Consider the following 12,095-nt stretch of genomic DNA (forward strand, 5'->3'; position numbering starts at 1 on the left):
CTCCCTGGACATGATGTGATGTTAGCTATTGGTTGTTGCAGCAACTTTCAAACCGAACCCAATTAAAACACCCCCAACAACCCTTTCGATGTTTTTTTTAGATTTTTTAAACAGTTGTAATAGCGCTGGCTGACTAAGAAAAATAGCCACAACACTAAACCAGACTAGATGAGAAAGAGAAATGATCAGCCCATAAATAAGTTGCATCCACAGTGGCGTCTGAGGATTTACAACCTGGGTAAATATACTTAAGAAGAAAATAGTTGTCTTAGGATTTAGGGCATTAGTAACGAAACCCACTTTAAATGCAGACCATTGAGATAGTACATTTACTGTAGAAGATTCATCTATATCAATGAGGCTTTTTGATCTGAGTGTCTTCCAACCAATATAGATTAAATAAGCCGCACCTAAATACTTAATGACTGAAAACAGCACAATTGATTTTGAAATAATAAGGGCTAATCCGGCAATCGAATATGCCACATGAATCCAAATGGCAAAACTGACACCCAGTGCAGAGAAGATACCAGCAGAACGACTATAAAAAACACTATTTCTTGTTACCATAACAAAATCAGCTCCCGGGCTTATTGCCATCAATACTGCAATAACACTGACAGAGATCAGTTCCGGTAGGTACGGAAAACTTTGAAAAATTTCAATATGCATCTTTAATCCTCATACATAGTTTGATTACTAACAATCGGCTAGAGCAAATGCTTTTCTGCCTCTTGCCCCCAAAACCAAATGACAGTTTCCCTTCATACGGCCCAAGCGTTCAGCAAAAGACAACCTTGTGGGACGATACTCTCTGACTGTTAGTGCTGAAATTAATCGAATTTACTTTCGATTGCGATATTGCCAAAATAGTTAGCGTATTCGGGCTCATAAGAATCCGCAACTGCTTTAACAGATCATATTATACCGAGCGACCTTAATCGTACCACCTCATAGAGCAAGGCCTTTTAAAATCTTGCTCCTGGCTATGAACACCCATCGACGTTTTGAACAGATCTTATATAACCACTCTTTATACTTTTTTAAATGACTTCGGCTGATTATGCGACACAATCGTTTGTAACCAAAGATATCAATAAGAGAAAAGAGTTCCAATGATACTACATGCCAGAGAGGCACGGAGACTCCCTTCTGTATCTATTGTTTAATATCAGGATATGTGAAAGGTTGGAGCTAAGTTAATGTCTATTAGGGATTAACCCCACTCCAGGGTGAAGGAGCGATCTCTGTTTAGCTTTACCCGGCTGCCATACTTCTTTCCCTCTCTATTCAAAATATCCCTGAGCCACAGAATATCAGCCTTCGCTGCCCTGTTTACCCTGAAATGTTTAATCCTGGTTGGGATCATCTGTAGGTGAAGCAGTTTTCCCGATACGGGTGCCACGGTGACATTATACATTAAACCCAGGTCATCTCTAAAAGACTTGTTTATACTTATTCCCTCGTAATCATTTAGAAAATCTCCACTACCATGGATGATCAGCCTGTCCTTATATACCTCCACTCCCTGAACATGATGGGATGAGTGTCCATGGATGAGATCAACACCCGCCTCATCAATCAGCCGGTGGGCAAATTTTATCTGCTGGGGAGGTATCTCATATCCCCAGTTGCCGCCCCAATGAATAGAGATAAGAGCTATATCCCCCGGCTCCTTGCTCTCTGCCACCTTTTCTTTGATAGAGTTCAGGCTCCTGTCCGACAGATCTTCCAGGAAATTTATTCCCGGCTGCTCATCTGTTGCGGCCCAACTGGGGGGAATCCCGCTTGTCCTGACCCCGTAGGAAAAGATAATAACCCTGCCCTTTCCCTTCACCTCCATTATGGCAGGTTTTTCCGCCTCGGCAATATTTCTACCCGCGCCGGCGCTCTTCACCCGCGCTCTGTTCAGTGTTTCCAGGGTCTCCACAAGTCCGGAACGTCCCCAATCAAGAACATGGTTGTTTGCCAGAGCACAAAAATCGATTTTAGCCGCCGTCAGACAGGCGATATTTTCCGGATTCATCCTGTAGTTGATGCCCTTACCCTTCCAGGGATTATTACTCTTGGTTACGCTTGTCTCCAGGTTAATAATCCTTAAATCGGGCGATAGCCGGTCAAGTTCAGCAAGGGCATCGCCCCAGATATAGGGCCAGCTGACAGGATAGGGAAAGGGGCCATTGGCCTGCTCTGCAATCTCTATATAACCTTTAGCAGATTTCATAGACTGCTCATGGATTACAGGATTACCGGGGTGGGGTAGCACCTGATCAATGCCCCTACCTAACATAACATCGCCGCACATGAAGATGCTAATAGCCCGTGGATCTCTTTGCCGATCAATGCTTGTTTCTGCAGACATTTTTTTGTCCCTGGGGTTGATGGATGGGGAGGCCCCCCGATCTTATTGCATATAGAATGATATCACAGGAAGAGGCTACGGCAAATTAAGCAGAGACTGTTCCTCCGCCTCCTCATGCTGCCTCTTATGCACAAACCTTGACGCAGGGACGCAACACCTGTCATAGAGGTACTCAATTCAATGACTGTCCTCCACTCATTTAGGAAGGACATCTCCTGTTTTCTTTAACCCCTGAGACAAACCGGACTGGCCAAGAGGACGTGTTTCGCCAATTTTCATAATCCAAAGCCTCTCCTCAGAAAGGCCATTATCAAGCCCGGCCCTGCTAAACCGTTTTGGCGGTTCCCAGGTCGGCTCATCCGACAAACCAATTGTTCCCCAGTGTGAGGCTATCAGGGTGAATGCCCGAATTTCATTGCCGACGGTAACTGCCTCTTCGGGGTTGATATGTGACATCCTCATCAGTTTTCTGGGTGCATAGGCACCGATGGGCAGAATGGCGTAGTCAAGTGGACCATACTGCCTGCCGATCAGTTTGAATATTGTCTCGGAATATCCGGTGTCACCGACAAAGAGCATTTTTTTGGTAGAACTCTCTATCAGCCACGATGCCCACAGGGTTTGATTGCGATTTTTTATACTTCGTCCTGAATTGTGAATGGCAGGTAGGGCAGTTAATGTCAGCTCGCCAAGTGCGATTGATTCGTTCCAGTCTAACTCTGTTACCCTCCCATATCCCCGTTCACTGAAAAACGATTTTAAGCCCAGGGGGACTACAACCTCAATTTTATCTTTATCTAAACAGCGAACGGATTCATCGTCCAGGTGGTCATAGTGATCATGTGAAACAATAATAATATCTATCGGCGGCAGCCTATCCATGGGGATTCCCGCTCCTGCAAACCGCCTGGGGCCCGCCCAGGAAAGAGGGCTGGCAAATTCCGTCAAAAACGGATCTGTCAGTATCGTTTTACCTGAAACCCTGATAAGAAAGCTTGCATGCCCCAGCCAGGTTATCCGATCGCCACCAATGGAACTGAGCGATTTCATCGCCTCTGCTTCAGGTACCCAATGTCCATTCGGGATGGAAGGAAGAAAGATAGAGCTCCAAAGTCTGCGCAGGTAGAACGGCAGACCTTTAGGAGCGGCTGTCTGCACAGGGGGATAATTTTGAAATCCGTAGGTGGTGTGATGTGGGGCCCTTCCCATAGTTTCGTCATTGCTTTCTGCAGGCATGACAGAATATCCTAAGGTGAGAATTAAAAAGAGTGCTGCGCCAATGATAGTCAATAAATTTTTCATAGTTCGATGCGCTACCCCTAAGAGCCGGGCCGACATTTCTCTGAGCTGTTTTATCCCTCATAGTACCGCGCTTCGATGAGGTTGCCCTCCGGGTCTCGAAAATAGATCGACGTTCCAACGCCGTGTGCCCCCCAGCGTGGAACAGGGCCCTCTTCTATGGTGACCTTGCCGTCCTTAAGTCGCTGGCAAAGGTTCTGCCAGCTTCCCTTAGTCAGGGCCAGACAGAAATGGTTCAGATTCTCACCCCCCTGCCCCGCCCCGGCACTATTCTCCCACATCTCTTGCGGAAAGAGGTCGATAATTGTATTTGAATTCAGGCGCAGAGAGGGAAATGGCACTTTCCCGGTCCGGTACTCCTGCAAACGTTCAGGGGCAAACATGAGTACCTTTAAGTAGAAATCAATCATCTTCTTCTCATCTGTCATATTCAAAACGATGTGATCCAGTAAACACTCCATCAATCCCTCCAGGATAGTCATAGACTGCTAATCAGTTTTTTCCTCGGCTCTATTTATATGACTCTTTCATAACTTCACTCAATAAATTTCCCAATCACACTATGCTCTATCTTGATTTCATGAATGAGGCGATCATAATTTTTCATTCGAATTATTGACTTTATTATCAGGTAAGTACCAAAAACAATTAAGGCAAAATTAAGTACTGCCAACGGGATAAGAAAATATAAAACATGGAGGACATTATAAAATCTTGAAGTAGCTATAAGCATACTGATAGCGGCCAGCGGCAAAGCTAAAACAGCTATACCAGTCCGCAGCACAGCTAAAGATGTGCGCTTTTCTGCTAAAAGAAGTTGCACCTCATTGATAATGATTGAATCAATTTTGTCTGTATCGTTGCTCAACTTTTATACCTTTTGTCTAAATTTCCTTCTCCATTACGCTTGCCAGCAACTAAGCACCAAGGAAAATGACTTGAGATCTCTCCAGTAGCGCTTTTGCAGTCAGCTCCGATGAGGCAGGGTTTTGCCCCGTGATCAGGTTGCCGTCCGTAATAACATGGGCCTGCCAATCATCGGCCTTTGAGTAATTTGCCCCCTTTGACTTCAAATCTGTTTCAACCAGAAATGGTACAATCTCCGAGAGTTGCCCGGCGTTCTCTTCCGAGTTGCTGAAACCCGTCACAGACTTTCCCTTGACCAGAGGTTCCCCGGCAGGAGTACGAGCATGACGGAGCACAGCAGGCCCATGACATACCGCAGCAACGGGTTTGCCGGCAGCATAGATGGACTCAATCAGGGCAATGGAGTGACGATCTTCGGCCAGGTCCCAAAGTGGCCCATGGCCACCGGGATAAAAGACTGCATCGAAATTATCAGGATCAATATCAGAGAGCTTCAAGGTATTTGCCAATGCCGTCTGGGCGTCAATATCGGCCCTGAACCTTCCTGCCGCCTCTGTTTGTCGGCTCGGTTTATCACTCTTTGGATCCAGAGGTGGTTGTCCCCCCCTTGGTGAAGCCAGGGTGATCTCTACACCTGCGTCCTTAAAAAGGTAGTAAGGGGCAACGAATTCCTCCAGCCAAAACCCGGTTTTTCCACCTGTATCTCCAAGCCTATCGTGTGATGTCAGCACCATGAGAAATTTCATCTGCGCTCCCCCCTGTTTTTTTAGTTATAAATAATCTACTTAAGGTTTGGTAAGCTACAGCAGGGCAGCTGCCACCGGCAGTCTATCCTCGCACACATCCTGCCCACGGGATCGTTAATCCTATCATGGCAGACAGGCCCACAGCAAATCGTAAGTACCCTGACTAAGCATATGAAACTTCGACCTACGATTGCTAGGCCCCCCGCCAGTGATGGGGCTCTTTTAAGGACCGCTATGGGCGTGATGGTTGGGGGAGACATCCTGGAATGATTATTTGATGGAACTAAGGGCAAGCTAGGGGTATAGTCGGATATGCCCTGTCATTATAATGGGTTGTCTTGGCTGAATGGCCTGCTCTATCCCATGGATGACACGGAGACTCTGTTCTATGTCTGTTGCTTGATATTGGGATATATGGGAATGGGTAGCATGGAACAAAACTGTTATATCCGAAGACATATTCTTCTATATAGACACTGGAAAATAACAATAACCAGAATGAATGACAGCACAGTTATCTTATTTTTTAAGGGAAGGCATTCCCGTTCCAATTCTTGTGTTGGTGTTATCTATATTAATAAAATAATTACATGGAAGATACTTATAATATGATTGTTAAAATTCAAAAAGATAGCTCAAGACTTTCAAACAAAATAATCATTTATGCAATTGATGCAGGAGAAGGAGACTGTATACTGCTACATCAGCTAGATACTGACGTTAAAATATTAATCGATTCTGGGCCAAGTAAAGGAGAAGGAAGATTAAGTGTATATAATGCCCTATCTGAAATATTAGAAGGCGATAATTTCATTAATTTAGCGCTGGTAACCCATAATGATGATGACCATATAGGTGGTTTTATAGATTTGATTGATCATAATATTATTGAGGTCGATACTTTCATATTCAATGATTCGTCTTATATAAAAAAACTCTTTCCCGTAAATGATGGTAAATACTCTTTAAGACAAGATGGAAATCTACAACATGATATACTAAAGAATAAAATTAAACATTTACATAATCAAACTGACAGTGAAAGATTGAGCAGTTACTCTTACAGAGATTTCAAGTTTGATTTTTTATCTCCAAACTATGAAAAACTTAAAATATACAATAGAGAAATAGGTAAACAGGAAACAAAACTTGAAAAAAAGAAGAAGTTTTCAAAACAAAAAAATATCGTCCCTCCCACTAAAGAACAACTCCAAGAACTAATCAGTGAACTAAAAGAGAACGATATTTTTGTTGAAGATAATAGACCAGCAAATGGCACTAGCTTAGCCTTTAGATTAAAAATTGGAACCAAGAGATTTCTTTTCTTAGGTGATTCGCATCCATCTTTAGTTACAACTCAACTGAAAAAATTGGAGGACACTGTTTTTGATCTATGTAAATTATCACATCATGGAAGTGAAAAAAATACAAGCCCAGATTTACTTTCTAATATTAAATGTAAAGATTTCTTAATTTGTAGCAATGGTTGCAGGCATGGACATCCATCGCTAAAAACCATTGCAAGAGTTTTAATATCAGAGCCAAAATCTAAATTTTACTTTAGCTCAGACAGCGTCGAAATTAAAAATTTAACAAATTCTATACCAATTATTAAGGAGTTTGCAAAATCTGGTTATTTAAAGGTTGAGTATGTGTATTAATAACTATGCTGTGAGCGTAGAAGTTGCTGGACAGCAACCTCATGAAAGTAGTGGTTTTATTTTGAAAACTTTATGTAATTCAAAAAGTTTAATATTAACTTCAAAACATTCAGTTTGTATAGAAAGAAACTTGTGCACAGACATTACCATTGATAAAAATAGTTGTAGAAAATGCAAAGCAAAACTTGATCACACCAAAATTTCTATTATCTTCAAAAAAATTAAAATAACGCCACAAAACGTGTATGCCTCTGCAAGAACTGATGTTGCATTACTCGAGGTTGAATATGTAGAGGATGCTCCATTTCTTTCGCTAACAAATGAAAATGAAAACAAGTATGTAGCTTGGTATAATTTGGGAAATGATCGATTTCTATTCGACAATCCAGAGATTCCAAATGATGGCCTTATCAAATTTAACATTGCATCTAATGTAAATGCAGACTTAAAACCCAAAAAAAGAATGTTCGTGGGAGTTTCAGGTAGTCTAATCTTCAAAAAGATCAAAGAAACTTATTACCCTGAAGCTATTCTTACAGAAGATGGGGGTGGTAATGACATTGGAGCAGAACAACTGGACAGAACACTTGTAAAGGAACTTGAAGAATTATCAGGTACAATACTGTTCAATACTATAACTGATATAATTAACAAACAACCAGACAAAATACCCTCAACAAACAATGGCTCTTTATTTAATTTATTAGAAAAATCTAAGCAGTTATCTAGGTCAGACCAAGATTATAAATACATGATTGAAGAACTCACAGAGTTTTGCTCTGCCAGACCAGGAAGACCAATTATTGGACTCAAAAATAAGTTAATTGAAGGTCAAAGACAAGATTTGTTCTCAGATGCTGAATATTTGTCGAATAAATTTGCTAGACGTGTTTCAGCAGGACAGTTCTCCGCTACCGATGAAGTGATTTTCTTTCATTGTTTAAGTATGATTAATTCTGTTTTCACACAGTCTATTTCATCTTCAATAAAAAACGGAGCTAATGACAAGGAAATAGACAAAAAAATACTGGACGAAATAGTACTTCCACTATATTTAGAAGTAAGTAAGTTTGCACTTTCAATTTCTACAGAAATGATCACAGGAATGCTGTACTTTCTCACAGGTAAATGCCATATAAGGTGGAATAAATGATTATATACCATCCATATAAAGACGCCAACCATTGTGCATATCGTTTAATAAGCATTATGTATGGTACAAACAATGCAGTTTCAAGAGATTTTCTCAATATAGCTGACTTCTATTATTTATTTCCAAGTAAATTAAAGGAAATCAACAATTGGCCTCGAAAAAATTCTAATGATTACAGAGCCGTTAAAGCAATTGAAAATTGCCATGAGAATCTTGATAATGCCAAAATGATATTTTATGAAATAAAGGAAATAAGACATAACACTTTCCTTAATTTAATATCAAGAGGAATCGTAATTGAAAGAAACAAGCACAATCAATTATATACCATGGAGCAATCTCTCCTGCCTGACTCTCTTATAGAATTGTTAAAAAAAGATGAATTTAGAGAATCTGAAGCTTACAGGATTATAACACAAAAAATGTCAAAAATACCATTGAATGGCGATACTGGATTAAAAGCTAAAACAAGCTTGCTGGAGCATAGATATGACAATTAGTAGATTAAAATTAAATCGTTTTTTGGTTATTCATGAGCAGCAGGCTATATATGATGAAACTTTCCATGAAGGCATTAATGTCATCAGAGGAGAACACTCTGTTGGTAAATCAACACTTTTCGATTTAATTTATTATGTTTTGGGAGGTGATCTTAAAAAAGAAGAATGGAGATATCCTACCAATGAGTGCACTGAGGTTCGCGCAGAAATCGAAATAAATAAAAAAACAATCACTCTCGCAAGAGAAATTTTAGCAGGTAAAAAACCAAAAATCAGGATGTTTGACGGTTGCTACGGAAAAGCTTTAAAAAACTATGGCAACTGGTTAAATTTTGGATCAGTACGATCTGATAATAAAGCTAGCTTTTCAGAAATGATGTTTGATTTATTTGGATGGGGACAACATAAGACAGAATCATTTAATAATTTAACAATGCACCAAATTTTAAGACTTTCCTACCTTAGTCAGTCATCAAAAACGACAAGCATATTCAGGGAGGAAATTGATAAACGCGGAGATAGCGGAAGTACTCGTAAAGCTATTGCAGAGTTTCTTTTAGGATTAGATGACTTAACATCATATGATAAACGTCAAACAAAGGGTAAAAAACAGATAGAACTTGCAATATTTGAGGCAAACCGAGATAGTATCAAAAAAATTCTTGGTGATGACAGTGCCACTACTTTTAAAGATATAGAAACATTAATTAACTCAAAAAAATATATAATTTTTGATTTGATAGAAGAGAAAAACAACAAGTTGTCACATACTGATTCAAACAGCAACCATGCTATTGTTTTAAAAAGAGAAGAAATAATAACTACTATATCATATTATACAAAACTTATCAGTTTATCATTTAACAAAATTGAATTGATCCAAAGAGAAATTTCAGATTGTGATCTTTTCTCAAAAAGTCTTGAATTTAGAATAAAATCACTTGATGAATCTGAAAAAACATATAAATCTCTAGGGAATATCTCTTTTAATTACTGTCCCTCTTGTTTCAGCCAACTCGACACAGTAGTTGCACATAACCAATGTAAACTTTGCAAAAAAATATTACCTGATTATGATTTAACTGAAAAATACACAGAAACTCTTGCGGAGTTAAAATACCAGCAAAAGCAGAACACCAATACTATAAATAAGCTTCAAGTAGAATTGCAAAATAATGAAAATGAATACATAAAAAACAATGAAAAAGTAATGCTGCTACAAAATGAACTCAGCAATATCAGTACTCACTCAAACGAGAGAGAACTTATAATCTCAAATTATACAAAAAGGATATCAAATGTTGAGTCAGGAATAATAGAATTGAATAAGAAAATCCCACTTATTCGGAATTTAGAAAAGTACAATAGAAGTATTTCTATAATTACAAAAGAGATATCTAAACTTGTGGAAGAAATAGATTCATTATCTGAACTCAGCAAAATTAGAAATAGGTCTGTTCTAAATAGTTTAGGTGAAACAGCTAGTGGGTTTTTAGAAAATGGGACTGGCAATGAAGAAGATTTCAAAATTGCTACTCAGAAAACAGTTGAAATTGATTTTGAAAAGGACAGATGGCTTCTTGGAGGCCGTATTAGTTTCTCAGAAAGCTCAAATGCTGAAAAAAAAAGTGCATTACATATTAGTTTTTTACTCCAGTCTCTTAAAGATAAGCAAACACGTTATCCTCTTTTTTCGATTATGGACTTTGAATGTGCTGACTTAAACGAAGAGAGAAGCAAAAAAATACAAAATAATATCCTAAACTTATTAAAAGATAAAGAAGGTTTCCAACTCTTAATAACATCATCCAAAATATCTCAGGAGCTTAATATTGAAGAATATGGGGTTGGACGTTATTACGGCAAAAATGATTACTTATTCAAAATCTAAACAGCAAAAAAATAATTAGCCCAGATAACAAACACAGGCAGAAGAGTATAAAGAGCCGCTTCTGAAGTACAAAAGTTTTCGGGAGCGGCAATGTTGCAAAGATCAAATAAGTTAAAGAGGACACAGAAAAAGCAAGCTAATACCTTGCATTAGCTATTTTTCAGTACGGCTAGGCTTAGTGATATACCTTATTCTAACCATTACCCCCCTCCTCCTCCATAATCATGGATAGGCAGCAACTCAAAGAGGAACCTTAGATAATTCGGGGATTTTAACCATGAGACTGTTTTTAGCCATAGCCCTGCCCAGAGATGTAGAGAAGGTACTGCGGTCCTATCAACCCACTTCCGAAGCGTATATTAGAATCGTTAGTCAACTCCATTTGACCCTGCATTTCCTGGGGGATGTGAAGCTGGCAGAGCTTGAGACGGCAATGTCTGATATCCGCTTTAAGGAGTTCAAGCTCAGCCTGGATGGCCTTGGCTGTTTTAAGGCAAATGGTAAATGCAGGACTCTGTGGGCCGGGGTGAGGCCAAATGAGGCCCTTCGACAGCTGTATGTCAGGATTGGTAAACGGCTTGAGGAGGCGGATTTTGAGCTGTATTCCCATCATTATTCTCCCCATATAAGCCTGGCCCGCTGCCAACGGAAGTACTCGGAGGAAAAAATCCAGCATTTCCTGCAAATAAGGACCGAACCTTTAGAATTCAGGGTGGATCATTTCCTCTTATATGGTAGCGAGATTATAAATAATGTGCCCTTCTACAGGGCCTTGGCTAAATATGGGGCAAAATAGCAAACCTCTCCCACCCCCTTGCCTTTGTCCCCCTCTTCCTCCATAATCATAGGTAAACTTAGAAATCAATGAAATGAAGACATGGAGGAGGTGCAGATGTTTATCGACATAAAGGCAAACGAGGGCATTTTCAAGACAGGATCCTGCATAGGGAATACAGCAGGTTTGGAATCATACCATAGCCTCAGGGCGGATTTCAAATTCAATTTACAGCATGCCAGAGAAGTTTACTTCGGTAAATTCGAGCAAAATCGACTCCCTGAGGTAATTAACCTCATGGGAGATCATCTGCCCTGGGAGGATATGGTGGGCAACAATTATATCGCCTTTGACTGCAAGGACAGTGACGAAAACAACTCTTACTCATTCACTCTCTTCTTCAGCTATGAGGCGATGGATCAATACAACAGAATCAAAAAAATAGTGGACGAGCAGACCTGGAAATAGGCCGGGAAGGAGATTATAAAGGTAAAGGGACTATCGCCTTCTTTCTCCTTAGCTCAAGCCTGCTTATCTTCTCGCAGAGTTATGCCTGCATCGAAATCAGACTGACAACAGCCGATGATTTAAGCGAAAGAGGATGAGCTGCCGGGTTTGCCAGAGTATCATGTCTACGAATCAAGCAGGCTAAAGTCAAAAAATCACCTTCTCTGGCGCAGACAAGCCAAGCAACCTTTCGCCCTTGATGAATCAAAAAAGCAGGTTAGAGAAGATAGCAATCCCCTTTAGCAGGTGAGTTCAGCAGACTAGAGCACATTATTACCCTACGATAATGTGCTCTACCATTTTAAGACAAGCTCTAATGAGAGCTGAACGCCCC

At 40.0% G+C, this 12,095-nt stretch carries 12 protein-coding genes; 6 read left to right on the top strand and 6 right to left on the bottom strand.

Annotated features, from left to right (window positions below; all coding sequences use genetic code 11):
• Positions 1-21: 21 nt before the first annotated feature.
• From DP_RS11685 to DP_RS11710, 6 genes are all read right to left on the bottom strand, one after another.
• Positions 22-672: a LysE family translocator gene (locus DP_RS11685; protein WP_011189535.1), complete on the bottom strand. Its 651-nt coding sequence runs from the start codon at positions 670-672 to the stop codon at positions 22-24.
• 544 nt (positions 673-1,216) lie between these two features.
• The gene (locus DP_RS11690; protein WP_011189537.1) at positions 1,217-2,362 is read right to left on the bottom strand and encodes a CapA family protein; all 1,146 of its coding nucleotides are present in this window, start codon (positions 2,360-2,362) and stop codon (positions 1,217-1,219) included.
• A 195-nt stretch (positions 2,363-2,557) separates the two neighbouring features.
• Positions 2,558-3,664: an MBL fold metallo-hydrolase gene (locus tag DP_RS11695; protein WP_156792283.1), complete on the bottom strand. Its 1,107-nt coding sequence runs from the start codon at positions 3,662-3,664 to the stop codon at positions 2,558-2,560.
• A gap of 50 nt (positions 3,665-3,714) precedes the next feature.
• Entirely contained in the window at positions 3,715-4,122 is a 408-nt protein-coding gene (locus tag DP_RS11700) for a VOC family protein (RefSeq protein ID WP_041277941.1), read from the bottom strand.
• 74 nt (positions 4,123-4,196) lie between these two features.
• Positions 4,197-4,529 carry a hypothetical protein gene (locus DP_RS11705; RefSeq protein ID WP_011189540.1) on the bottom strand — a complete coding sequence of 111 codons (333 nt, stop codon included), beginning with the start codon at positions 4,527-4,529 and terminating at the stop codon, positions 4,197-4,199.
• Between the two features lie 49 nt (positions 4,530-4,578).
• The gene (locus DP_RS11710; protein ID WP_011189541.1) at positions 4,579-5,274 is read right to left on the bottom strand and encodes a type 1 glutamine amidotransferase domain-containing protein; all 696 of its coding nucleotides are present in this window, start codon (positions 5,272-5,274) and stop codon (positions 4,579-4,581) included.
• Positions 5,275-5,882: 608 nt separating this feature from the next.
• On the opposite strand from DP_RS11710, the gene DP_RS11715 reads away from it, so the two are divergent.
• From DP_RS11715 to DP_RS11740, 6 genes are all read left to right on the top strand, one after another.
• Positions 5,883-6,935, top strand: a complete 1,053-nt coding sequence (locus tag DP_RS11715) for a ComEC/Rec2 family competence protein (protein ID WP_011189544.1) — start codon at positions 5,883-5,885, stop codon at positions 6,933-6,935.
• Positions 6,925-8,088 carry an ABC-three component system protein gene (locus tag DP_RS18385; protein ID WP_198408686.1) on the top strand — a complete coding sequence of 388 codons (1,164 nt, stop codon included), beginning with the start codon at positions 6,925-6,927 and terminating at the stop codon, positions 8,086-8,088. Before DP_RS11715 ends, DP_RS18385 begins: the two co-directional genes overlap by 11 nt.
• The gene (locus DP_RS11725; protein WP_011189546.1) at positions 8,085-8,588 is read left to right on the top strand and encodes an ABC-three component system middle component 5; all 504 of its coding nucleotides are present in this window, start codon (positions 8,085-8,087) and stop codon (positions 8,586-8,588) included. Before DP_RS18385 ends, DP_RS11725 begins: the two co-directional genes overlap by 4 nt.
• Positions 8,578-10,479, top strand: coding sequence for a hypothetical protein (locus DP_RS11730; protein WP_011189547.1), 1,902 nt, complete (start codon positions 8,578-8,580; stop codon positions 10,477-10,479). The genes DP_RS11725 and DP_RS11730 overlap by 11 nt, the downstream gene beginning before the upstream one ends.
• A gap of 277 nt (positions 10,480-10,756) precedes the next feature.
• Positions 10,757-11,275 (top strand): RNA 2',3'-cyclic phosphodiesterase, encoded by a 519-nt coding sequence (thpR, locus tag DP_RS11735; RefSeq protein WP_011189548.1) that lies wholly within the window; start codon positions 10,757-10,759, stop codon positions 11,273-11,275.
• Between the two features lie 96 nt (positions 11,276-11,371).
• Complete coding sequence (locus DP_RS11740; protein ID WP_041277942.1) at positions 11,372-11,722, top strand: hypothetical protein; 351 nt, start codon at positions 11,372-11,374, stop codon at positions 11,720-11,722.
• Positions 11,723-12,095 lie beyond the last annotated feature (373 nt).

The organism is Desulfotalea psychrophila LSv54, from assembly GCF_000025945.1.
Classification (GTDB): Bacteria; Desulfobacterota; Desulfobulbia; order Desulfobulbales; family Desulfocapsaceae; genus Desulfotalea; species Desulfotalea psychrophila.

Excerpts from the sequence above, each read along its gene's own strand:
- DP_RS11725 (WP_011189546.1), top strand. The coding sequence starts at position 8,085 with ATGATTATATACCATCCATATAAAGACGCCAACCATTGTGCATATCGT.
- DP_RS18385 (WP_198408686.1), top strand. The coding sequence starts at position 6,925 with ATGTGTATTAATAACTATGCTGTGAGCGTAGAAGTTGCTGGACAGCAA.
- DP_RS11700 (WP_041277941.1), bottom strand. The coding sequence starts at position 4,122 with ATGGAGTGTTTACTGGATCACATCGTTTTGAATATGACAGATGAGAAG.
- DP_RS11715 (WP_011189544.1), top strand. The coding sequence starts at position 5,883 with ATGATTGTTAAAATTCAAAAAGATAGCTCAAGACTTTCAAACAAAATA.
- DP_RS11695 (WP_156792283.1), bottom strand. The coding sequence starts at position 3,664 with ATGAAAAATTTATTGACTATCATTGGCGCAGCACTCTTTTTAATTCTC.
- DP_RS11685 (WP_011189535.1), bottom strand. The coding sequence starts at position 672 with ATGCATATTGAAATTTTTCAAAGTTTTCCGTACCTACCGGAACTGATC.
- DP_RS11730 (WP_011189547.1), top strand. The coding sequence starts at position 8,578 with ATGACAATTAGTAGATTAAAATTAAATCGTTTTTTGGTTATTCATGAG.
- DP_RS11690 (WP_011189537.1), bottom strand. The coding sequence starts at position 2,362 with ATGTCTGCAGAAACAAGCATTGATCGGCAAAGAGATCCACGGGCTATT.
- DP_RS11710 (WP_011189541.1), bottom strand. The coding sequence starts at position 5,274 with ATGAAATTTCTCATGGTGCTGACATCACACGATAGGCTTGGAGATACA.
- DP_RS11740 (WP_041277942.1), top strand. The coding sequence starts at position 11,372 with ATGTTTATCGACATAAAGGCAAACGAGGGCATTTTCAAGACAGGATCC.
- thpR (WP_011189548.1), top strand. The coding sequence starts at position 10,757 with ATGAGACTGTTTTTAGCCATAGCCCTGCCCAGAGATGTAGAGAAGGTA.